Annotated in this window: 24 protein-coding genes and 1 rRNA gene; 3 read left to right on the top strand and 22 right to left on the bottom strand. The window is 55.7% G+C overall.

Annotation, left to right across the window (positions count from 1 at the left end; all coding sequences use genetic code 11):
- The 8 genes from FDG13_RS00005 to FDG13_RS00040 all read right to left on the bottom strand — a co-directional run.
- Positions 1-963 (bottom strand): 16S ribosomal RNA (locus FDG13_RS00005); the annotation flags it as partial.
- A gap of 313 nt (positions 964-1,276) precedes the next feature.
- Entirely contained in the window at positions 1,277-2,371 is a 1,095-nt protein-coding gene (locus FDG13_RS00010; protein WP_218942566.1) for a chemotaxis response regulator protein-glutamate methylesterase, read from the bottom strand.
- Between the two features lie 6 nt (positions 2,372-2,377).
- Positions 2,378-3,082, bottom strand: coding sequence for a chemoreceptor glutamine deamidase CheD (gene cheD / locus FDG13_RS00015; protein ID WP_180124675.1), 705 nt, complete (start codon positions 3,080-3,082; stop codon positions 2,378-2,380).
- Between the two features lie 62 nt (positions 3,083-3,144).
- Positions 3,145-4,008: a CheR family methyltransferase gene (locus tag FDG13_RS00020; RefSeq protein ID WP_180124676.1), complete on the bottom strand. Its 864-nt coding sequence runs from the start codon at positions 4,006-4,008 to the stop codon at positions 3,145-3,147.
- 21 nt (positions 4,009-4,029) lie between these two features.
- Entirely contained in the window at positions 4,030-4,524 is a 495-nt protein-coding gene (locus FDG13_RS00025) for a chemotaxis protein CheW (RefSeq protein ID WP_180124677.1), read from the bottom strand.
- A gap of 20 nt (positions 4,525-4,544) precedes the next feature.
- The gene (locus FDG13_RS00030) at positions 4,545-6,725 is read right to left on the bottom strand and encodes a chemotaxis protein CheW (RefSeq protein WP_180124678.1); all 2,181 of its coding nucleotides are present in this window, start codon (positions 6,723-6,725) and stop codon (positions 4,545-4,547) included.
- Positions 6,726-6,770: 45 nt separating this feature from the next.
- Positions 6,771-7,133 (bottom strand): response regulator, encoded by a 363-nt coding sequence (locus FDG13_RS00035; protein ID WP_180124679.1) that lies wholly within the window; start codon positions 7,131-7,133, stop codon positions 6,771-6,773.
- 16 nt (positions 7,134-7,149) lie between these two features.
- The gene (locus tag FDG13_RS00040; RefSeq protein WP_180124680.1) at positions 7,150-7,590 is read right to left on the bottom strand and encodes a hypothetical protein; all 441 of its coding nucleotides are present in this window, start codon (positions 7,588-7,590) and stop codon (positions 7,150-7,152) included.
- Between the two features lie 73 nt (positions 7,591-7,663).
- Between FDG13_RS00040 and FDG13_RS00045 the strand changes: the two genes are divergently transcribed.
- Positions 7,664-8,773: an ATP-binding protein gene (locus tag FDG13_RS00045; protein WP_180124681.1), complete on the top strand. Its 1,110-nt coding sequence runs from the start codon at positions 7,664-7,666 to the stop codon at positions 8,771-8,773.
- A 4-nt stretch (positions 8,774-8,777) separates the two neighbouring features.
- On the top strand, positions 8,778-9,407 hold the full coding sequence (locus tag FDG13_RS00050) for a response regulator transcription factor (protein WP_180124682.1): 630 nt from the start codon (positions 8,778-8,780) through the stop codon (positions 9,405-9,407).
- 7 nt (positions 9,408-9,414) lie between these two features.
- Here the strand turns inward: FDG13_RS00050 and fliR are convergent, their stop codons facing one another.
- The 13 genes from fliR to fliF form a co-directional block, all read right to left on the bottom strand.
- Complete coding sequence (fliR, locus tag FDG13_RS00055; protein ID WP_180124683.1) at positions 9,415-10,182, bottom strand: flagellar biosynthetic protein FliR; 768 nt, start codon at positions 10,180-10,182, stop codon at positions 9,415-9,417.
- 13 nt (positions 10,183-10,195) lie between these two features.
- Complete coding sequence (gene fliQ, locus FDG13_RS00060) at positions 10,196-10,465, bottom strand: flagellar biosynthesis protein FliQ (RefSeq protein ID WP_180124684.1); 270 nt, start codon at positions 10,463-10,465, stop codon at positions 10,196-10,198.
- 9 nt (positions 10,466-10,474) lie between these two features.
- Positions 10,475-11,248 (bottom strand): flagellar type III secretion system pore protein FliP, encoded by a 774-nt coding sequence (gene fliP / locus FDG13_RS00065; protein WP_180124685.1) that lies wholly within the window; start codon positions 11,246-11,248, stop codon positions 10,475-10,477.
- Positions 11,249-11,255: 7 nt separating this feature from the next.
- The gene (locus FDG13_RS00070; protein ID WP_180124686.1) at positions 11,256-11,573 is read right to left on the bottom strand and encodes a flagellar biosynthetic protein FliO; all 318 of its coding nucleotides are present in this window, start codon (positions 11,571-11,573) and stop codon (positions 11,256-11,258) included.
- 6 nt (positions 11,574-11,579) lie between these two features.
- Positions 11,580-12,017, bottom strand: coding sequence for a flagellar motor switch protein FliN (gene fliN, locus FDG13_RS00075; protein ID WP_180124687.1), 438 nt, complete (start codon positions 12,015-12,017; stop codon positions 11,580-11,582).
- Positions 12,007-13,011, bottom strand: coding sequence for a flagellar motor switch protein FliM (gene fliM, locus FDG13_RS00080; RefSeq protein ID WP_180124688.1), 1,005 nt, complete (start codon positions 13,009-13,011; stop codon positions 12,007-12,009). The genes fliN and fliM overlap by 11 nt, the downstream gene beginning before the upstream one ends.
- Positions 13,012-13,029: 18 nt before the next feature.
- On the bottom strand, positions 13,030-13,611 hold the full coding sequence (locus tag FDG13_RS00085; RefSeq protein WP_370528127.1) for a flagellar basal body-associated FliL family protein: 582 nt from the start codon (positions 13,609-13,611) through the stop codon (positions 13,030-13,032).
- Positions 13,612-13,720: 109 nt separating this feature from the next.
- On the bottom strand, positions 13,721-14,836 hold the full coding sequence (locus FDG13_RS00090; RefSeq protein WP_180124689.1) for a flagellar hook-length control protein FliK: 1,116 nt from the start codon (positions 14,834-14,836) through the stop codon (positions 13,721-13,723).
- Complete coding sequence (gene fliJ, locus FDG13_RS00095; RefSeq protein WP_180124690.1) at positions 14,833-15,297, bottom strand: flagellar export protein FliJ; 465 nt, start codon at positions 15,295-15,297, stop codon at positions 14,833-14,835. Before fliJ ends, FDG13_RS00090 begins: the two co-directional genes overlap by 4 nt.
- Before the next feature lie 3 nt (positions 15,298-15,300).
- On the bottom strand, positions 15,301-16,632 hold the full coding sequence (fliI, locus tag FDG13_RS00100) for a flagellar protein export ATPase FliI (RefSeq protein WP_180125324.1): 1,332 nt from the start codon (positions 16,630-16,632) through the stop codon (positions 15,301-15,303).
- A 70-nt stretch (positions 16,633-16,702) separates the two neighbouring features.
- The gene (locus FDG13_RS00105) at positions 16,703-17,398 is read right to left on the bottom strand and encodes a flagellar assembly protein FliH (protein WP_180124691.1); all 696 of its coding nucleotides are present in this window, start codon (positions 17,396-17,398) and stop codon (positions 16,703-16,705) included.
- A gap of 2 nt (positions 17,399-17,400) precedes the next feature.
- Positions 17,401-18,399 (bottom strand): flagellar motor switch protein FliG, encoded by a 999-nt coding sequence (gene fliG / locus FDG13_RS00110; RefSeq protein ID WP_078366635.1) that lies wholly within the window; start codon positions 18,397-18,399, stop codon positions 17,401-17,403.
- Between the two features lie 47 nt (positions 18,400-18,446).
- Entirely contained in the window at positions 18,447-20,144 is a 1,698-nt protein-coding gene (fliF, locus tag FDG13_RS00115; RefSeq protein ID WP_180124692.1) for a flagellar basal-body MS-ring/collar protein FliF, read from the bottom strand.
- Positions 20,145-20,370: 226 nt separating this feature from the next.
- Here fliF and fliE point away from each other — a divergent pair, with 226 nt between their 5' ends.
- The gene (gene fliE / locus FDG13_RS00120; RefSeq protein ID WP_370528146.1) at positions 20,371-20,637 is read left to right on the top strand and encodes a flagellar hook-basal body complex protein FliE; all 267 of its coding nucleotides are present in this window, start codon (positions 20,371-20,373) and stop codon (positions 20,635-20,637) included.
- 72 nt (positions 20,638-20,709) lie between these two features.
- Here the strand turns inward: fliE and FDG13_RS00125 are convergent, their stop codons facing one another.
- Positions 20,710-21,009, bottom strand: a complete 300-nt coding sequence (locus tag FDG13_RS00125) for a flagellar protein FliT (protein WP_180124694.1) — start codon at positions 21,007-21,009, stop codon at positions 20,710-20,712.

Genomic DNA, 21,009 nt, shown 5'->3' on the forward strand with positions numbered 1-21,009 from the left:
GTTGCATCGAATTAAACCACATCATCCACCGCTTGTGCGGGTCCCCGTCAATTCCTTTGAGTTTCAACCTTGCGGCCGTACTCCCCAGGCGGTCAACTTCACGCGTTAGCTTCGTTACTGAGTCAGTAAAGACCCAACAACCAGTTGACATCGTTTAGGGCGTGGACTACCAGGGTATCTAATCCTGTTTGCTCCCCACGCTTTCGTGCATGAGCGTCAGTACAGGTCCAGGGGATTGCCTTCGCCATCGGTGTTCCTCCGCATATCTACGCATTTCACTGCTACACGCGGAATTCCATCCCCCTCTACCGTACTCTAGCCTTGCAGTCACAAATGCAGGTCCCAGGTTGAGCCCGGGGATTTCACATCTGTCTTACAAAACCGCCTGCGCACGCTTTACGCCCAGTAATTCCGATTAACGCTCGCACCCTACGTATTACCGCGGCTGCTGGCACGTAGTTAGCCGGTGCTTATTCTTACGGTACCGTCATGAGCCCCTCGTATTAGGAGAAGCCTTTTCGCTCCGTACAAAAGCAGTTTACAACCCGAAGGCCTTCATCCTGCACGCGGCATTGCTGGATCAGGCTTGCGCCCATTGTCCAAAATTCCCCACTGCTGCCTCCCGTAGGAGTCTGGACCGTGTCTCAGTTCCAGTGTGGCTGGTCGTCCTCTCAGACCAGCTACAGATCGTCGCCTTGGTGAGCCTTTACCTCACCAACTAGCTAATCTGATATCGGCCGCTCCAATCGCGCGAGGTCTTGCGATCCCCCGCTTTCATCCATGGATCGTATGCGGTATTAGCACAGCTTTCGCTGCGTTATCCCCCACGACTGGGCACGTTCCGATATATTACTCACCCGTTCGCCACTCGCCACCAGGATTGCTCCCGTGCTGCCGTTCGACTTGCATGTGTAAGGCATGCCGCCAGCGTTCAATCTGAGCCAGGATCAAACTCTATAGTTCGATCTTGAATTTTTTGCACATTTCTATGCAACTCATAAATTGGAATCAACGTGAACTTCATTTCTGAATTTCACATCTTTTTTACTTCATGAGCGTTTGTAAGCCAATTAAGACTTAGTTCCAAAGAACTTGAGCCTCTCGCTTCAAACGCCCACGCTTATCGGCTGTATGTTTTTAATGATCCCGAAAGCAGCATGTCGCCACTTTCTTTTTTACTTCACCGTGATCAGCGAAGCCTTGTATTCTACAACGCTTTTTTGCGCTTTTCTTAAAAATCCTAAGTTTTTTATTCCTCGGCAAAAAAAGATGGCCGCTAGACACGATACCGATCAGGGCTTGTTTTCACCCTCAAGATGAGCGCCTGCGCAATTTCTGCTGGCGGCAAGACCTCATCAGCAGCCCCTTGCAAAATGGCTTCCCTGGGCATGCCGAACACAATGCAGGAGGCTTCGTCCTGAACATAGTTGTAACTCCCAGCGTCTTTCATCTCTCGTAATGCCTTGGCCCCGTCGCTCCCCATGCCAGTCAGCATCACACCATAAGCATTACGCCCGACAACTTTTGCTGCTGACTTAAACAACACCTCCACTGACGGTTTATGCCGATTGACTGGTTCACTGTCCTCCACGACCGCCAGATAATTGGCACCACTTCGATCAACACGAAATTGCAATCCTCCCGGCGCGATGTAGGCATGTCCAGGCAAAAGTCTCTCACCATTGACCGCCTCTTGCACAGCCAACTTACTCAATCCGTTTAAACGGGCTGCAAAAGTCTTGGTAAAACCAGGGGGCATATGCTGGGTAACCACCACTGCTGGAAAGTCGGCGGGTAACCTGATCAAGATGTCTTTGATCGCCTCTGTCCCCCCCGTTGAAGCACCTATAAAGACCAGCTTCTCGGTAGAAAAGCTAGTCTTTACAGCACCAATAGACGGCACTACCAACGCTCGCTCTCGAGGAGCAGTCACTTCACCTGACGGCGAAACGGTGACACGTCGCACATTGGCCTTTGCCGCAACACGCACCTTCTCAACAATTTGATCAGATAAATCACTGAGACCATCCACCACACCAATTCTGGGTTTTGAAACAAAGTCCACCGCACCTAACTCCAGCGCTTTCATTGTTGCCTCAGCGCCACGTTCGGTTAGAGTAGAAATCATCACCACCGGAGTTGGCCGCAGTCGCATCAAACGGGCCAAGAAATCAAGGCCATCCATACGCGGCATTTCGATATCCAGAGTGATGACATCTGGATTGAGCTCCCGGATCATCTCTCTCGCCATCAAAGGATCATTGGCTACGCCAACACACTCCATATCAACCTGGCGATTGATTATTTCAGAGAGCAGACTTCGAACCAGCGCAGAGTCATCAACAACCAAAACACGAATTTTCTTCACCAACACCTCTCAAAACAAATCAACTGAACCACCGGAAGTCGACCTAACAACTGTCGCAGCGTTTCCTTTGCGCTCTTCTACCGCAAGAGTCTCAGGATGAGCGTGCGCCAATCGTTTGACGAGTGCTTTTCCAGAGGCAGGAAAAAAACAAACTTTTCTAGGGTGAATGTCCAAAACGTCCTGCGAGACGACAGGAATGCGCTCCGTCGCCAAGTAATCAAGCACAAACTTGGTATTTCTTTCACCAACATTCATTGAGGTGAATCCCGCCATCACTTGGGCTCCACCGAAAACCTTCGCCTGCATTGACTCCCTGCGGGCTCCCGACTTCAAAAGATGATTAATTAGCAACTCCATGGCATAGGACCCATAGCGCCCCCCCCCTTCTGCGCCGTCGCCATCAGGCAACATGAAATGGTTCATACCACCAGCGCGAACCCGACTATCCCAAATGCAAGCAGCAATACATGAACCCAAGACTGTCATCACCATCAGGTCTTCGCTAGAAACAAAGTACTCCCCTGGCAGAACTTTGACCGCATCGTATTGGAAATGGTGGTCAGCGTAAAAAAAAGAGGCTTCACCCGGACTACGAGGCAGCGATTTCAAGCGATCGAGCTGAGACACTCGCGCGCCGATCAACAGCTTTGCTCTTCCCTGCCCGTCGTCTGTCTGAGTAGACGTTCGACCTAAACCGGAAGAAGGTGAATTCATAAGAAGGCTACCGTATTGGCTAAAGATAAAGAATGTGGCACAAAGCGGCAAGCACTACAGACTCAGGCTCGCTCATACACCGTTTTGCCTCTCAAAACAAAGAGGTCACGGGACTCACTAAAGTTCTCAGCATGCCCAACAAACAACAACCCCCCAGGAGACATGACGCGATGAATGCGTTCAAGAACGCTACGCTGCGTCGGTCCATCAAAGTAAATCATGACGTTTCGACAAAATACCACATCAAATAACTCTTGAAATGGCCAAGAATCTCGAACCAAATTCACAATCTTAAAATCCACCAGCTTCTGTAGCTCCGGCTTGATTCTGACCATACCAGCATTTGATCCCTTGCCGCGCAGAAAAAAATTACGGAATTGATCGTTGTTGATATTTCTTAAATTCTCAATTCGATAAATTCCGTTTGCAGCCGTGGCAAGTACCTTTGAATCGATGTCACTCGCAACCAAAGTCAAACCAGGATTCGTCCCCAATGCATCAATTGCCGTCATCAGTATGGAGTAGGGCTCTTCACCTGTCGATGCCGCACAACACCACACTTTCCATTTACCTTTTTGCTTATGACGCCTCAAGTATTCATGAAATATTTTGAAGTGATGATCCTCACGAAAAAAGGATGTCAGATTCGTCGTTAAAGCGTTAATGAACTCCTGCCATTCAGGTCCATCACTGGACTCAAGCCACCCTAAATATTCATTAAAACTACGATGTCCGGTTTCACGCAAGCGTCGTGACAAACGGCTGTAAACCATTGCATGCTTGCCATTGTGAAGACTAATGCCGGCACGCTGATAAATAAGCTTCTGAACTCTATCAAAATCCGCATCAGTCCACGCGAACTCCCTGCCTTGAGCCTCAGATGAATTACCGTCTCGGAGGGTTGTGAATGCCAGCGAATCGGTCATGAAATGGTATCGATAAGGTCATCAAGCATCAGCGACAAGGCTCATATCCAAACTAGACATCAGCTTCTCAATATCCAAAAGAATAAGCATCCTATCGTCCAATGAACCCAATCCAATAATTGCATCGGAATCAATGATACTTTCAATATCTGGGGCACCCCGCATCTGGTCAGGCACAAGGCCCATCACATCACTCACTGAATCAACAACAATTCCAACAATACGTTGATGAAGATTCAAAATAATAACAACTGTAAATGCATCATATACCGCATTTGCGCAATTAAATTTCAACCGCATATCGACTATCGGGACAATTGTTCCTCGCAAATTAACAACACCCTTGATAAAAGATGGCGCATTTGCAATACGAGTAGGAGACTCATATCCGCGAATTTCTTGCACCTTCAATATATCAATACCATACTCCTCGCGATCAAGTCGAAAAGTTAAATACTCACAAACCTTTGCACTCGATTCATCAGCTATTTTTTCCATACCAGTTGACTCATTCATAAATCCAGCCTATTAGAGAATCAGTGACGTGAACGACGCACCAATGCACCGGTATCCAAAATCAGTGCCACCTTACCATCACCAAGAATAGTTGCACCAGATACATTGGGGACTTTTCGGTAATTTGACTCAAGATTTTTTACAACGACTTGCTGCTGCCCCAGCAGTTCATCCACCAGCAGAACAACTCTACTACTATCAGCCTCTATAACCACCATAATATCGCTAACTTTATCTGAATCGTATCTTGGCACTTGGAATACCTTCTCCAACTCGATAACAGGCATATATTCATCACGCACTTTTACCAACTGCGCGCCCTGACCCACAGTACTGACTGCATCAGATTTGACTTGGAATGACTCAACCACCGACGACAAAGGCAAGATATAGACCTCATCACCAACGCCAACGGACATACCATCCATAATCGCCAAGGTCAGCGGCAACCGAACAGACACCTTCATCCCGTTGCCCTCGGAGGACTCGATCTCCACCGTGCCATTCAGTGACGCAATATTTCGCTTCACAACATCCATACCAACACCACGACCCGAAACATCCGTCACCGCTTCTGCGGTTGAAAAACCAGGTGCAAATATCAGTTGCCAAACTTCAGCGTCGGACATCTGGTCTGAGACATCAAGCCCACGCTCTCTCGCCTTCGCCAGGATCTTCTGCCTTGACATTCCTTTGCCATCGTCGCGAACTTCAATCACGATGGAACCGCCCTGATGGGACGCAGAAAGTGTGATCGTCCCCGTTTCAGGCTTCCCGGCTCGAACGCGTTCTTGAGGGCTTTCGATGCCGTGATCACAACTGTTTCGAACCAGATGGGTCAACGGATCGGTGATTTTCTCTACAAGCCCCTTGTCCAATTCGGTTGCCTCACCCTGGGTCACAAAATCAACCTTTTTCCCAAGTTTGCTCGCCAAATCACGCAACATCCTGGGAAACCGGCTAAACACAATTGACATCGGAATCATCCGGATTGACATGACAGATTCCTGCAAATCGCGCGTATTGCGATCAAGATCTGTTAGTCCAGTCAGCAACTGCTGGCAAACCGCAGGGTCCAATGCTCGGCTGTTCTGTGCCAGCATAGCTTGGGTGATCACCAGTTCCCCCACCAGGTTAATCAGTTGATCCACCTTGCTGATGGCCACCCGAATGGTCGCGGCCTCAGGCGGTGCAGCACTTACCGCAGGTACTCTGGTGGCGCTTTGAGCCTTGGCCCCCACCTCCACCACTGGAGAAACAACCATCGGCGCCACTTCTGGTGCGTGTGGTTGCGGCGCCCCAGGCGCACCATCAAAGAAGCCAAAAATGGGCGCATCAGCAACCACTCCCCCTGTGGGTTCAGACTGCGCTACGACAGAAGACGCCACCGGTTCATGAAACACATCCGAAGCCCCAGAATCAGGAATATCAGAGATAACAACATGCTCTCTGGAGACATGGAACGCAAACAAATCCAACAAATCCTCATCGGAGGAGGTTGTGTGTACTTCAAAAACTCGAGAGTCCACAGGAGCACCGGAAAGCGTCATGGGTTTGATGTCACCCAATCCAGGGATATCCCGAAACAACTCAACAATGGCTTCGGCCTGAGTCGGCTGATCTAACTTAACCAGTCGAATCTCCAGATGACGCTGATCACCATTATTTTTTTGCACCGCAACGACAGCAGGAGTCGGCTGCAAAACAACTGCTGGTTCAACAGGCATTACTTTGACAGGCTCAGGGGGTGGAGCGACCGAAGCAGGAGGAGGCATCTCCCCGGACACCAAGGCACGAATTCGATTGACGAGGCCTGCGGTAGCAGGGCCTTGACCGACATTTCCAGATTGATGGCAAGCCAGCAAACCGCGCGACGCATCTGCAGACTCCAGCAGGACATCAACCATCGAGGCATTGGGTTTGAGTTCGTGCCGCCGAAGCTTATCCAACAGCGATTCCATCTGATGGGTCAGTTCTGCCACATCCGAAAAGCCAAACGTTGCCGCACCGCCTTTGACGGAATGTGCACAACGAAAAATACCATTGAGTTCCTCGTCGTCTGCCGTCTCCAGATTCAGCCCCAGCAACATCTGTTCCATCAGATCCAGATTTTCACCAGCCTCCTCAAAAAATATCTGATAAAACTGGCTCAGGTCAAAATCCGCACTTGACCCGCTGCTCTCATGATGTGCTTCAGCCATGTCTATCTCCAGAAATCTAATTCATTAAATTGACGAAAAACGTCATTACTTGATAACTTTCTTGATCACCTCAATCAGCCGGTTTGGATCAAACGGCTTGACCAACCATCCGGTAGCACCTGCAGCTCGCCCGGCCTGTTTCATGAGGTCGCTTGACTCAGTGGTCAGCATCAAGATGGGAACTGTTTTGAAGTGAGGATGTTCACGCAATTTGCGCGTCAAACTCAGACCATCCATACGTGGCATGTTTTGGTCTGTGATCACCAGATCTATGGGCTGCGCCTGAGCCTTCTCAAAAGCATCTATACCGTCAACCGCTTCAACGACTTGATACCCGGCTCCAACCAAGGTAAACGCCACCATCTTGCGCATGGATGGTGAATCATCGACAGTGAGAATGACAGGCATGGGTACTCCAACAATATCAAAAAAGCTCAACCGACCCCGCCTGCATTTCATCCTGAGTCACAGGGTTGGGGCGGTCCGGCACATCTTCCACAAAAGGAACAGCTTCACCATCCTCTGAGCCCATGGAGTCCGAGGCCAGGCGGTAAGCACAACCCTGCAAAATCTTGGAGGTATGAACGATCAACTGGGAAGCCATATCCTGAAACTGCAATTCAGTCAGTGCGGCATGCAGACCAGCGCGTACCCCTTCGAGCTCTTGCATGGCGACCAACGCAGGGTCAGACAGATCGGCACTCGCCGCTGTAAATCTCTGCATCAGGTTTTCCATGGTGTGGGTTAACAAGCCATCCAGTCGTTTCAAGTCATGAACCACCACCAACAACGAATCCTGCACTTCAGCCACCAGCATGACTGGCAATGCCACAGTAGGGGTCGAAAATGTTGGCTGAAGTGACATTTGAAATGGGATCTCCGTTCAGAGCACCTTAAAACAAGCAGAATCAGGCCTGCGGACAATCATAGCGCCAATCATGCTTAACGAAAATCAAAAAAAACACGCCGTATTACGGGTGCTCCATTTGGAAGACTCTGCGTCCGACCACCTGCTGGTCAAGCGTGAATTTCAAAAATCGGGAGCACCCGTTGACATCATGCGGGTGGAGAACTTGAAGACCTTCAGGAGCGCGCTACTGGAGAATGACTTTGATGTTGTTTTGGCGGATTATCGCCTTCCAGGCCTCACTGCGCTAGACGCCTGGGCATTGATGAATGAATTGTCTGTTCGCCTGCCTTTTGTGTTGCTGTCTGGTGCCATTGGGGAAACTGCCGCAGTCCAGGCGATCCAGGCTGGTATCAGCGACTATCTGCCCAAGGAAGACCTCTCCAAACTTCGCCATGTGACACAACGCGCCATTGAAATGCACCACATTGTGCTGGCCAGAGAACAGGCTGATGCAGAGTTGAAACACTCTCAAAAACAACTCGCCAGCTTTGCCGAACAGCTTCAGTCCACCATTGAGCAGGAGCGCGCGGCCATCGCTCGTGAAATCCACGATGACATCGGTGGCTCCCTGGCGGCCATCCGTTTTGACCTGGCCTGGATGGAAAGACATGTGTCAGAGACAAACGTGCTGGCCCATGTCCACGCCGCCACGGACATGCTGCAACATGCGGTGGAGGCCAGTCAGCGCATCATGATGAACCTGCGCCCGGCCATCCTGGACCAAGGACTGGTGGCCGCCATCCATTGGCTCGGCGACAGCTTTTCCCGCCGCACCGGCATTCCCACCCAGATCAAAGCCGAGTTGACCAACGACTCCCTGTCCAAAGACATCCAACTCACCGCCTACAGAACCGCACAAGAGGCACTGACCAATGCCGGCAAATACGCCCAATGCACACAGGTCAAAATTGAGTTGGCGGGGGATGAACATTTTCTGACCCTTGAAGTGGCAGACAATGGCCTTGGCATGACCGATCAGCACACAGGCACGTCAGGGGGATTTGGGCTCACAGGCCTCAAGGAACGGGCCAAGACTGTCGGCGGTTGGCTCGATGTCAGCAGCCAACGGGGTCAGGGCACGGCCATCACCCTGTCCATACCCCTCAGCAACAACTCAACCATCAAACAGGAGCGATGAGCCCATGATTCGCGTCATTTTGTGCGATGACCACGCCATGATCCGGCGCGGTATCAAAGAAACGCTCTCTGAAGCGGTAGACATCCAGGTTGTTGCCGAAAGTGGCTCCTACTCAGAGGTTCGCGAAGTTTTGCGCGCCCATCCGTGCGACGTGCTGGTCCTCGACATCAACCTGCCAGGCCGGGGTGGACTGGAGGTGCTGGCCAGTTTGCGCGAGGTGGACTCCCCCATCAAAGTCCTGATGGTGTCCATGTTCCCGGAAGACCAATACGCCATCCGCTGCTTGAAAGCGGGTGCACAAGGCTATTTGAACAAGGCCGGAGACCCGGCTGACCTGATCACAGCCGTTCGCACCGTGGCCCAGGGACGCAAATACGTCACCGCCAATGTGGCCCAAATGCTGGTGGACAACCTCAACACGCCAGAAAACACCAGTGCTCACGCCTGCTTGTCAGAACGTGAGTTACAGACCTTGTTGAAAATTGCCTCCGGCAAACGGCTGTCCGACATTGCCGAGGAACTCATGCTCAGCCCCAAAACAGTCAGCGTCTACCGGGCACGGGTTCTTGAAAAGCTCAAACTCACCAACAACGCCGAGATGACGGTATACGCCATCCGCAACGGCCTGGTCTGAAAACCCGTTACTGGATCGCAAACACCTCAATGGCCCGCTGCATCAGCGCCATCACCGGCTCGTCCAGCATCGGTAAGGTGGCCGCCATGCCAATCAAACCCACCGACAAGGTCACCGGAAAACCGATGGCGTAGATGTTCATTTGAGGCGCCACCCGCGACACAATGCCCAGCGCCAGATTGGCAAACAGCAGCATCCCGATCATCGGCAGCGCGATCCACAGCCCGCTGGCAAACAGGTCCACCCCCAAATCCAGCACTTTCATTTGTTTCAAGGCTTCCAGAAAATTCTGGTCCACCGGAAAGTTCTGAAAACTTTTGATCACCGCCATCAGCACCAGCAGATGGCCATTCATCACCACAAACATGAACAGGGTGGTCTGGCCAAAAAAGCGTGCCACGGCACTGGCCTGGGTGTTCAAGCTGGGGTCAAAAAACGAGGCAAAACTCAGCCCCATCTGAAAACCCACCACCTCACCGGCCAGCTCAACCGCCGAGAACACCACACGAATCGCAAAACCGATGGTCAGACCCACACCCACCTGCTGGAACACGGCCCCCAAAGCGGCGCTGTCGGTGATGCTGATCACCGGTTGCTGGCCCAAACTGGGCTGGGCTGCCAGCGCCACAAAAAAAGCCAAGCCAATGCGGGCGCGCACAGGAAAAGACCTGGACGACAACACCGGAGCCGAGGTAAACACCGCCAAGGTGCGCAAAAAGGGCCAGATCAGGGGCGACAGCCAGGCTGTCAACTGCGCTTCCGTGAAGGTGATCATGGCCTGCGCCAGCTCACATCACCGCCGACGGGATGGCCTCGATGGTGCGCCGGATGTACTCAATCAAAGTAGTCAACATCCAGGGTCCAGCCAGCGCAAATACAGCCATAGCCGCTATCAGTTTGGGAACAAAAGCGAGTGTGGCCTCATTGATCTGTGTCACCGCCTGAAACAGACTGACCAGCAACCCCACCACCAGAATCACCCCCAGCACCGGGGCTGACACCATCAACATCATCCACAGGGCGTCTTGCCCCATGGTCAGTACCATTTGTGCGTTCATGGTTCCACCTCAGGTGACAAAACTGGCCGCCAGGGACCCGATCAGCAGGTTCCAGCCGTCGGCCAGCACAAAAATCATGAGCTTGAACGGTAGCGCCACCAGCACGGGCGACAGCATCATCATGCCCAAGGACATCAACACGCTGGCCACCACAATGTCAATGACCAGAAAGGGAATGAAGATCATGAAACCAATCTGGAACGCCGACTTCAGCTCACTGATCACAAAGGCCGGAATCAACACCCGCATGGGCGCTGTGGTGGCATCGGTGTTGACATCGAGCTTGGCCAGTTTGACAAACAATGCCAGATCGGCCTGCCGGGTTTGCTTGCTCATGAAGGAACGCATCGGCGCCTCGGCCAAAGGCAAAGCCTGTTCAAACGACAAAGTGTTATTGCTGTAAGGCAGATAAGCGTCGGCATACACCTTGTCCAAAGTCGGTCCCATGACAAACAGGGTCAGGAACAAAGACAAGCCCACCACCACCTGGTTCGGCGGTGCCGACTGTGTACCCAGGGCTTGGCGCAACAGCGACAACACAATCACGATGCGGGTGAAGCCCGTCATCATCAACAAAATGGCCGGCAAAAAAGACAGCGCCGTGAAGAACAGCAGCGTCTGGATCGGCACGGAAAAACTCATGCCCGAACCGCCTGTGCCCACCAACAGGGGCAACTGGGCATTGCTCTGGGCCAGCCCCAGCGTGTGCAGACTTAATAGCAAAATTGCCGTCAAGCCCTTTATTATCAAGGCTCTTTCGCTATTATTTTTAATACATTCCATCAACAACTCACTCTCGCACCTGAATGACCGACGGGTCTGGCGCGTGAGCGGCGTCCGCGCTCCCCGAGCCTGCTGCGCTGGTATGCAAACAGGTGATGGCCTGCGCCGTCACCCCCAGCGTCAACCAGACACGGGCGTCAAGCGGCCCAACCTCGACGGTGACCACACGCTGGTGCGGCCCCACCGCCACAGCAGAAATCACCTTGGCACTCACCACCCCGCCCACCGCACCCACACCCATCCGGCGTTGCAACCATTTCAGCCCAAACGGAATCGAGGCCAGCACTGCCACGGCCAAAACAAGAGGAAACCATGCGGACAACATCGTTGACTAACCTTTGCTGACCCGGCGCAAACGCTCCGACGGCGTCACCACGTCGGTCAGGCGAATACCAAACTTGTCATTCACCACCACCACCTCACCCTGGGCGATCAAGTAGCCATTGACCAGCACGTCCATTGGCTCACCCGCCAGTGCGTCGAGTTCAACCACCGAACCCTGACCGAGCTGCAAAATGTGCTTGATTGGCACCTTGGTGCGGCCCAGCTCCACCGACAACAAGACCGGGATGTCCAGCACCCGGTTGATGTCGTTAATCGGCGCGTCGCTGTTGTACCCGGAAGACGACGAGTGGTTGCGCGGCAGGTCTTCAGACAACACCCCACCCGACTCGGGCGAGGCCGCCGTATCGGTGCTCTTTTGCTCCATCAAGGCCTCGGCCCAGTCGGCCAGGCCGTCGTCTTCTGCGGGTTTGTCATCAGTTGCCATAGTGATCACCTTTCCAGTTGAGGTCATTTGTCCTCAAACATTTTTCAATTTTGAGAGCGTACTTTGCATTGTGTGTACCGTATTGGCATTCAAACAGCGGCACACCGTCGACCTTGGCCTGAATCCGGTGCTGGCGGTCCAGTTCGATGAAGTCGCCCGGTTTCATGGCCAGCAGCTGCTCAACCGTTGCATCCGCGTGCGCCAGCTCGGCCACCAGCACCACCTCAGCCGCCTGAATCTCCTGTGTCAGCACATTGACCCAGCGACGGTCCACCTCCATGGAGTCGCCCTGGGTGGAGGAGTACAACACGTCGCGAATCGGCTCCAGCGTCGCATAGGGCATGCAGAAATGGATGGCCCCTGTGATTTCACCAATTTCAAGATGGAACGAGGTTGACACCACAATTTCACTGGGAGTGGCGATGTTGGCAAACTGCGGCTGCATTTCAGAGCGCTGGTAATCCAGCTCCAGCGGGTAAATGCCCAGCCAGGCTTTTTTGTACTCCGCAGTGATCACATCCACCAGTCGGTTGATTACTCGTTGCTCGGTGGCCGAAAAATCCCGACCTTCAATCCGCGTCTGGAACTTGCCAATGCCGCCATACAGCGACTCGATCACCCCAAACACCAGCGCCGGTTCACACACCACCAGACCACTGCCGCGCAGGGGCCGGATCGCCACGATGTTGAAGTTGGTCGGCACCGCCAGTTCGCGCAAAAACGCGCTGTAGCGTTGCACCGTGACCGGGCCCACCGAAATTTCTGGACTGCGGCGGATGAAGTTGAACAAGCCCACGCGCAAGTTGCGGGCAAACCGCTCGTTGACGATTTCCATCGTGGGCATACGCCCACGCACGATGCGTTCCTGGCTGGAGATGTTGTAGGCACGAACCTCACCGGTCTCGGCAACCTCTTCCGTCAGCTTCTGACTCTCCCCGGTGACCCCCTCCAACAGGGCATCAACTTCTTCCTGGGATAAAAACGATTCACTCATGGCCAACCCGGCAAGTCATCATTGAACAATCAAGCTGGAAAACAGGACCGCCACCACCGGGTATTGCACAGGCGCCTTTTTGCGCACCTTTTTGCCCGGCACCGGCTCGGGCTCCGGCTCACCGCCCCCAAACGGTTTGGAACACTCGATCAGGATGTCGTCAATCAGCTTCTGTTTGCCCTCTGCCGTCAGCAAATCGTCGGCCAAACGCTGCGACAGCAGCATCAACACACCACTGCGAATGGTCGGCATATAGGCCTTGACGGTGTCAACGGCTTTTGCGTCGAGCACTTCCAGCGTGATGCCCACCTGGGCCACCCGCTCACCACCCGGGTCGGCCAGATTGACCACCATGTTGTCCATCGGCAAATAAACCGGCGGTGTTTTTGCCACATCATGGGCTGCCGTGGCATGCGCTGCAGGCTCGGCGCCGCCCTCTTCATCGGCCGCAGCCGCGGCAGCACGCTGTTTGCTGATGACAAAAAAGGCACCGCCCCCGCCCAGCACCAACAGCAGGACAACGCCGATGATGATGATCAACATCTTCTTGCTTTTAGGTTTGGCAGCATCTGCCCCTGCTGCTTCAGGTTTGGTCGCCACGATGGTTCCTTTGGTACTTAAACACGGTCATTATTGGGTTGACATGCCTTTCTGATGGGCCGAAAAGCTCCCCAAGCACAAGGTATCTGTCCCCTTAGCGAGTCTAACGTCACACGTACAGGTCCAAGGCCCGTCCCACAGACGGGTTGCCTGGACGAGCGGCAGCGGCTTGCACCGGCTCCATGGTCACCGCCGTGGTCTGGCGCGGTGTGGGTCTGGGCTGGCGCCCCTCACTGGGGGTGTTGCCCTGGCCCGACGTGCCAACCGACATACCGGTCAGCTGCAACCCCTCGCCCGACAACATGGTCTTGAGTTGGGCTGAGGCACTCTCCAGCGCCTGGCGCACATCGGGCTGGTTGCTGCGAAAATCCACCTGGGTCTGGTCCCCATCGATCGAAATGCGCACCTCCACAGGCTCGTTACCCAGACCATCCAGCGTCAACTCGGCGTTTTGCACACCTTGGGTGGCCCAGTAACTCACGGTTTCGGCCACTGGGGTGTCGGGCACCACGGCGGACGCAGCGGCAATTTCATAGGTCGAGCTGATGCCCAGCCGGTCCGCCACCGCACCACCTGCGGCACCCTCCAGACCGGTACGCACTTGCCCGGTGCTTGCCTTGCCGTCCCGGCGCTCTGCCGACGAGAGGGCAGAGACATCGACGCTCAAAAGCGTGCTTGCCACACGGTCGGTCTCTGGCGCAGCCTGCATCAGCTGGTTGCCGGGTTGCAGACGGGCCTCACGAGACTCCAGCTGCCCCTGCAACGCGGCATGCGACTGGGTCGTGCGACGGCTGTTCAACAAATTGCTCACATCCGAAGCCACGGCCGGTGTTGCGCTGGTTGTTGTTGCCGAGACCTCCCCCAGGTCTGCGGCTTGGCGTTTGTCTGCCGTGCCTTTGCCGCCGAGCAGCGCAGGTGTGACAGGGGGCGTGGCAGCTGGAACTAAATTGATAGCCATCAGCCCTTGACCATCAAGGGCTAGAGGCACATTTTGTGCATGATCCTTGCCTGAGGTCAGATCATCCCCTGCGGCACCCTGGCTGGTATCTGACGGCAGACTCTGGACATCTGGCGCTGACAGAGAGGACATCAGGTCAGCAAAACCGCCGCCTTCGCCGCCCTGCCCGCCCGTGCCAGCGGTGCGAGCACTTGTTGCCTTGCCTCGGCCAGCTTCGGTGCTGGTCGTTTTGGCCCCTTCCGGGGCGCGGGTGGATTCGATGCTCATATGTCATTCTCCGCTTGAAGGCGCTGTTGGCGCTGTGATTGTTGGCTGGCAAACTCGTCCATCTGCTTTTGTTCCTGGCGTTGGCGGGTTTTGGCCATGGCCAGCTGGCGGGTCGCCAGCACCTGTTTGAAACTGCTGAGCCGACATCCGGCCTGCATCAGCAGTTGCCGTGCGGCCTCGATCCGTTGTGTGTGGTTGGCCAGCACCCCCTCTTGCATCTGGATCGCTTGGTCCAGTCGCCCGACAAACTGGTAGTGGTGGCGCAGCATCTCTGGCGTGGTGCTGATTTGTGCACCCTGCAGCCAACGCTGCTCGGTCTCCACCGCGTATTGCTGGAGCTGTTGCATCTGGTCTTGGGCATGGGCTTGGGCGTGCAAGATGTTTTGCAAGTGCGCCTGCGCCTCGTCACGCCGGGTGGTGGCCAGGTCGATCGCCAGCAACAGTGTTTTTTGTCCGGACATGGCTTACCTGCGCGCCATCGGGGTCAAGGCATCACGCATGCCGTCCAGGCTCGCGGCCATGGGTGCGGCCTCAAACATGTCCTGCTGCAGGAATTGCACCATAGGCTCATGCAGTGCAATCGCTTCGTCCAGCGCCGGGTCAGAACCGGCGGCATAGGCACCAATCTGCACCAGATCACGCGCTTTTTCGTAACGTGAATACACCGCCTTGAAGTTACGCGCCAACTCAAAATGCTCGCGCGACACCACGTTGTGCATCACCCGCGAGGCAGATTGTTCGATATCGATGGCCGGAAAATGCCCAGCCTCAGCCAGGGTACGCGACAACACGATGTGGCCGTCCAGAATGGCGCGTGCCGCATCCGCAATCGGATCCTGCTGGTCATCCCCCTCGGACAACACGGTGTAAAAAGCGGTGATCGAGCCCACGCCATGTAGCCCATTGCCACTGCGCTCCACCAGATGGGGCAACTTGGCAAAACAGGATGGCGGGTAGCCTTTGGTGGCGGGCGGCTCACCAATGGCCAGAGCAATTTCGCGCTGCGCCATGGCGTAACGGGTGAGAGAGTCCATCAACAGCAACACATGTTTGCCTTTGTCGCGAAAACTCTCGGCCACGGCGGTGGCGTAGGCGGCGCCCTGCATGCGCAGCAAGGGTGGTGCATCTGCGGGGGCAGCCACCACCACCGAGCGGGCACGGCCCTCTTCACCCAGAATGTCTTCGATGAACTCCTTGACCTCGCGGCCCCGTTCGCCAATCAGGCCCACCACAATCACATCGGCCTGGGTGTAACGCGCCATCATGCCCATCAGCACACTTTTGCCCACACCCGAGCCCGCAAACAGGCCAAGCCGCTGACCACGTCCCACCGTCAACAGGGCGTTGATGGCGCGCACCCCGGTGTCCAGCGTCACCCGCACCGGGTCACGGTCCATGGCGTTGATGGGTTTGCGGTCCAGTGGAATGGAGGACACCTCCGACAGCGGGCCTTTGTAGTCCATGGGCAGGCCCTGGGCGTCCACCACCCGCCCCAGCAAGCCATCGCCCAGCGGCAAGCGCAGCGCCCCCAGGCTGCTGGTGCGCTCACTCTGACGGCGCTCGCCCAACCGGGGCGCCACCACATAAGCTGCAGCGGGCTCGACACTGGCGCCGCTAGACAGGCCGTGGACATCGCCCGCAGGCATCAAAAAAGCCCGGTCGCCGGAAAACCCAACCACCTCGGTGAGTACCGGCGCTTGCCCCTTCATGCGAACCCAGCATTGCGAACCGACCGGCACACGGATGCCCACAGCCTCCAGCACCAGACCAGCAAGGCGCGTCAAAGTGCCCCGCATCTCCAGGCTGACGCCGACTTCCACCCGCTTTTGGGCATCGGCCAAAAAGTGGGCCCACTTCAGGGTGGCTTCAGGCGGGTTCACCGGGAACCTCCCAGGTGCTGCTGAGGCCCAAGGTGGCCACCGCACGCTGCCAGCGTTTTTGCAAAGTGCCGTCAATCACCGTACCGGCAGATTCCACCAGACAACTGCCGGGCAACAGCTCCGGGTCAGCACGCAGGCTCAAGCCGATACCGGCAAAGTTGGTCTGGATCTGTGGACCCAGCGCGGCCAGATCCTGGGGGTGGAGTTTGACAACCGCTGTTTTGAACTCAGCCCCGAGCAGGCCAATCGCCTCGGTTAACACGGGCATCACCACCGCCGGGTTTACCGTCACTTCGCGGCGCAGCACCTGGCGGGCCAGTTCACAAGACAGCGCCAACACACCTTGGGCCATGGCCTGCTCAGCGGCCTGCTGTTCTTGCTGGGCCGACTCGAAAAGTGCGGTCAGTTTGTCTGCGGCTTCTTGCGCCTGGTTGTCCAAAAAAGCCTGCATTTGCTGTTGCAATTCAACCTGTGCCTGCAGCTTGCCTTGCTCCACGCCAGCGGCATAACCTTCTTGGTAGGCCTGCTGCAACTGCGACTCGGTTTGAGCGGCAGCGTCTTGCTCTTCGCGTGCTTTGGTTTTGGCTGCCAATAGCTGGGCAGCGGTATCCATGGCGCGAAACTGCCACTGCTGGACCGCGTCAATTTCCTCACCGGGGATAAATCGGGCGTAGTTGTTCATGCTCATACCATCGCGTCATCACCACCACCACCAATCACGATGGTGCCCTCGTCGGCCAGACGCCGCACGGTTTTCAGAATTTCCTTTTGCTGCGCCTCCACCTCGGACAGCCGCATCGGCCCGCGCGACTCCAGGTCTTCGCGCAGCGACTCGGCCGCGCGCGAGGACATGTTCGAGAGAAATTTCTCCTTGAGTTCCGGCTGAGCACCTTTCAGTGCCACGATCAGCACATCGGAAGACACTTCCTTGAGCACGGTCTGGATCGCCTTGTCGTCGAGCTTGATCACATCGTCAAAGACAAACATCTTGTCCATGATCTTCTGCGCCAGATCGGGGTCATGGTTGCGGATCGACTCGATCACCGTGCCTTCAATCGCGGTACCCATCAGGTTGATCATCTCGGCCGCTGCCTTGATGCCGCCCAAGGACGATTTACGCATCTTGTCGCCACCCGCGAGCACCTTGAACAAGACCTCGTTCAAGTCTTTCAGCGCCGTCGGCTGGATGCCTTCCATGGTGGCCACACGCAACATGACCTCGTTGCGCTGGCGTTCTGTGAAGAACTTCAGGATGTCGGTGGCCTGGTCAAAGTCCAGGTGCACCAGAATGGCGGCCACGATCTGCGGGTGTTCATTGCGCAGCAGCTCGGCCACGCTGGAGGGTTCCATCCATTTCAGGCTCTCAATGCCCGAGACGTCGCCTCCCTGCAAGATGCGGTCGATCAACAACGCTGCCTTGTCATCCCCTAGGGCGCGTTTGAGCACCGAACGCACATAGTCGCCCGAATTCGACACCAGCAAACTCTGCGCAGCGGCAATGCTGGTGAACTTGTCCACCACCTCGGTGACACGCTCGCGCGTGATGGTTTTGGTTTTGGCGATGGCTTCGCCGAGTTTTTGCACCTCTTTAGGCGACAGATGCTTGAACACCTCCGATGCCTCGGCTTCACCCAGAGACATCATCAGGATGGCAGCATCTTCCAGACCGTCAGATTGCGACATGGTTTACGTTTCCCCGGTTCATTGCCTGGTGGATGCGGGCCTGGCCATCAAGCCGGTGCCTCGCCATTGATCCAGGTTTTGACAATATTAGCAACTGCGGCCGGGTTGTCACGTGTTAGTTTGCGCGCCTCTTCCAAAGCGAGGTCACTGGCGCTCGGCTCATTGGACAACAAACCAGCTGCCGAGGGGCCCGCCAGCATGGGGCGGTCGGGCTCATCCGACTCGATCGCGTCCAGGCCACCCATGGACGGGGTCTTGAGCTCCTGCATCGGCTGCGCCATCACTTTGAGCGCTGGCCGAATCGCCCCCATCAGCACCAAAGCAGCAAACAACAAGGTGCCCAGCGGCCAAGCCAAACTGCGTGCCAGGTCTTGCAGCTGCGGCTGCTGCCACAGAGGCACATCGTCAACAGACACCTTGTCCAGAGTGAAAGGCGCGTTGACCACATTCACCGAGTCACCCCGGTCAGCGCTGAAACCAATGGTTTCGCGCACCAGTGCAGTCATTTTCTCGAGTTGGGCATCGGTCAAAGGCACGATGGAGGTTTTGCCTTTGGCATCGGTGGTGGTCTGGTGGTTGAGCACCACCGCTGCGCTGATGCGCTTGATCATGCCGGTGCTGCCGCGCACCACCCGTATGGTTTTGTCCACCTCGTAATTGATGATGGATTCTTTTCTGCCACCGGTGCCAGCGGCAGCGTTGGCCCCATTGGCTGCTGCGGGGGTTTGCGCTGCACCGTTGATGGGTGCAGCCGTCGGGCCAGGTGGCTGGTTGGTCACTGCGCCCGGTACACCGGTGGGCACCGCGTTGGCAGCGGCGTTGGTGCTCTCCAGCAGTTGCTGGCTACGGATGGCGGCCGCTTCGGCGGTCTGGTTGGGCTTGAACAACTCAGAGGTGGACTCGGTCTGTGAAAAATCCAGCTCGGCGGTGACCTGGGCGCGCACATTCTGGCGACCCACCACCGGCTCCAAAATATCCAAAATGCGTTTGCTGTAGAGCTGCTCAATCTGCTGGACATGCTGCAGCTGCTGGGCGTCTGCCCCCATGCCCAACTCACCCTCTGGCGTGGCAGACAGCAGTTTGCCGGTGTCATCGAGCACACTCACCGCCTTCGGGTCCATCTCAGGCACGCTGGAGGACACCAGGTGAATGATGCCTGCCAACTGGGCCCGGTCGAGCGAGCGTCCGGCATTCATGCCCACCACCACCGAGGCCGAGGGTTTCTGCTGCTCCCTGAAAAAACCGTTCTGGTTGGGCAACGCCAAGTGCACCCGGGCGCTTTGCACCGAGGACAGCGCCTGGATGGAACGTGTTAACTCGCCCTCCAAACCACGCTGAAAGGTCAGCCGCTCCTGGAACTGCGTCATGCCAAAGCGGTTGGCGGTATCCATCAACTCAAATCCGGTGATGGCCCCTTTGGGCAGCCCCAGCGAGGCCATTTTGAGACGTGTGTCGTAAACCTTGTCCGCCGGCACCAGAATGGCACCACCACCCTCCGCATATTTATAAGGCACATTCAAGGTGGTGAGCTGCGCCACGATGGCGCCACCGTCTTTGTCGGCCAGGTTGGCATACAACACTCGCCACTCGGCTTGACGGCCCATGACCAAACCCACCACACCAATCATCACAAACAGCACCACGCCCACAGCCAGGCGCATTTTTTGGCCTTGATCCAGCATGGCCAGGCGTTGGCTGAAGCTGGGATTGACAGAAATGGCTGGCAGAGCAGTGGCGGCGGGCATGGGGGTCTTCCGTAAGAGGGGTGCTTGACGCAACTCGGATGCCGATGATTATTTGACACACCTCTGAAAACATGAGCTTGATAAGACCGTGTTTTACCCCCCACTTCAAATTTATGTTTTGACAGGGGCACTCTAGCATCCCTCCATCCCAACCTGCGGGCACCCAAACGCCATGAACCTCAGACTCACTCCCAACACCATGCCGCTCAGCAGCCTGCGGCCCACCATGCCGGGCGGCAAAGCAGCAGGTCAAGTGACGGGTGCCGAGTCCGAAGGGTTTGCGGGTGCTTTAAAAAGTGCGCTGGGCTCGGTGAGCGCCGCGCAAAACGAATCGTCCCGCTTGCAAAAAGAAGTGCAGCTGGAGAACCCCAAGGTCAGCCTGGAAGAAACCATGGTGGCGATCCAGAAAGCACAGATTGGCTTTCAAGCCACCTTGCATGTGAGAAACCGGATGGTGCAGGCCTACACCGACATCATGAACATGCAGGTCTAGGTCTACATACAAAAATAGCTGCCAGCCCTTGATCTACAAGGGTCAGCAGCTATTGATATATGACTAGTCAGGTCAGTGCAAGTAGGCGCGCTGCCCTTCCAGGTTTTGCTCGCAGTGAGTCAACCAGGGCTCAGCTAGGTAACGAATCTGCGCATCGTTGTTCAAAATACGCTGCATGATGCGCGTCTTCTCGGCACGCTGTTCCGGCAGAAGCTGCTCGGCGCTGGCGCGAGCGCGCAGTTGTTCGATCAACACCGCACAGGCACCTTCAAAATGGACCACCTGCTCCCAGTCTTCCGACTTGGCGGCATCCAACATGCGGGCGCTGCTGTCTTCGATGGCTTTGTAATAGTCAATGAGTTGTTGTGACAT

The sequence above is a fragment of the Rhodoferax sp. BLA1 genome (genome assembly GCF_013416775.1).
Classification (GTDB): domain Bacteria; phylum Pseudomonadota; class Gammaproteobacteria; order Burkholderiales; family Burkholderiaceae_C; genus Rhodoferax.

What these genes read in the sequence shown, in the direction of transcription:
- cheD (WP_180124675.1), bottom strand. Translation starts at nt 3,082, where the DNA reads ATGAATTCACCTTCTTCCGGTTTAGGTCGAACGTCTACTCAGACAGAC.
- FDG13_RS00020 (WP_180124676.1), bottom strand. Translation starts at nt 4,008, where the DNA reads ATGACCGATTCGCTGGCATTCACAACCCTCCGAGACGGTAATTCATCT.
- FDG13_RS00025 (WP_180124677.1), bottom strand. Translation starts at nt 4,524, where the DNA reads ATGAATGAGTCAACTGGTATGGAAAAAATAGCTGATGAATCGAGTGCA.
- FDG13_RS00030 (WP_180124678.1), bottom strand. Translation starts at nt 6,725, where the DNA reads ATGGCTGAAGCACATCATGAGAGCAGCGGGTCAAGTGCGGATTTTGAC.
- FDG13_RS00035 (WP_180124679.1), bottom strand. Translation starts at nt 7,133, where the DNA reads ATGCCTGTCATTCTCACTGTCGATGATTCACCATCCATGCGCAAGATG.
- FDG13_RS00040 (WP_180124680.1), bottom strand. Translation starts at nt 7,590, where the DNA reads ATGTCACTTCAGCCAACATTTTCGACCCCTACTGTGGCATTGCCAGTC.
- FDG13_RS00045 (WP_180124681.1), top strand. Translation starts at nt 7,664, where the DNA reads ATGCTTAACGAAAATCAAAAAAAACACGCCGTATTACGGGTGCTCCAT.
- FDG13_RS00050 (WP_180124682.1), top strand. Translation starts at nt 8,778, where the DNA reads ATGATTCGCGTCATTTTGTGCGATGACCACGCCATGATCCGGCGCGGT.
- fliR (WP_180124683.1), bottom strand. Translation starts at nt 10,182, where the DNA reads ATGATCACCTTCACGGAAGCGCAGTTGACAGCCTGGCTGTCGCCCCTG.
- fliQ (WP_180124684.1), bottom strand. Translation starts at nt 10,465, where the DNA reads ATGAACGCACAAATGGTACTGACCATGGGGCAAGACGCCCTGTGGATG.
- fliP (WP_180124685.1), bottom strand. Translation starts at nt 11,248, where the DNA reads ATGGAATGTATTAAAAATAATAGCGAAAGAGCCTTGATAATAAAGGGC.
- FDG13_RS00070 (WP_180124686.1), bottom strand. Translation starts at nt 11,573, where the DNA reads ATGTTGTCCGCATGGTTTCCTCTTGTTTTGGCCGTGGCAGTGCTGGCC.
- fliN (WP_180124687.1), bottom strand. Translation starts at nt 12,017, where the DNA reads ATGGCAACTGATGACAAACCCGCAGAAGACGACGGCCTGGCCGACTGG.
- fliM (WP_180124688.1), bottom strand. Translation starts at nt 13,011, where the DNA reads ATGAGTGAATCGTTTTTATCCCAGGAAGAAGTTGATGCCCTGTTGGAG.
- FDG13_RS00090 (WP_180124689.1), bottom strand. Translation starts at nt 14,836, where the DNA reads ATGAGCATCGAATCCACCCGCGCCCCGGAAGGGGCCAAAACGACCAGC.
- fliJ (WP_180124690.1), bottom strand. Translation starts at nt 15,297, where the DNA reads ATGTCCGGACAAAAAACACTGTTGCTGGCGATCGACCTGGCCACCACC.
- fliI (WP_180125324.1), bottom strand. Translation starts at nt 16,632, where the DNA reads ATGCGGGGCACTTTGACGCGCCTTGCTGGTCTGGTGCTGGAGGCTGTG.
- FDG13_RS00105 (WP_180124691.1), bottom strand. Translation starts at nt 17,398, where the DNA reads ATGAACAACTACGCCCGATTTATCCCCGGTGAGGAAATTGACGCGGTC.
- fliG (WP_078366635.1), bottom strand. Translation starts at nt 18,399, where the DNA reads ATGTCGCAATCTGACGGTCTGGAAGATGCTGCCATCCTGATGATGTCT.
- fliF (WP_180124692.1), bottom strand. Translation starts at nt 20,144, where the DNA reads ATGCCCGCCGCCACTGCTCTGCCAGCCATTTCTGTCAATCCCAGCTTC.
- fliE (WP_370528146.1), top strand. Translation starts at nt 20,371, where the DNA reads ATGCCGGGCGGCAAAGCAGCAGGTCAAGTGACGGGTGCCGAGTCCGAA.
- FDG13_RS00125 (WP_180124694.1), bottom strand. Translation starts at nt 21,009, where the DNA reads ATGTCACAACAACTCATTGACTATTACAAAGCCATCGAAGACAGCAGC.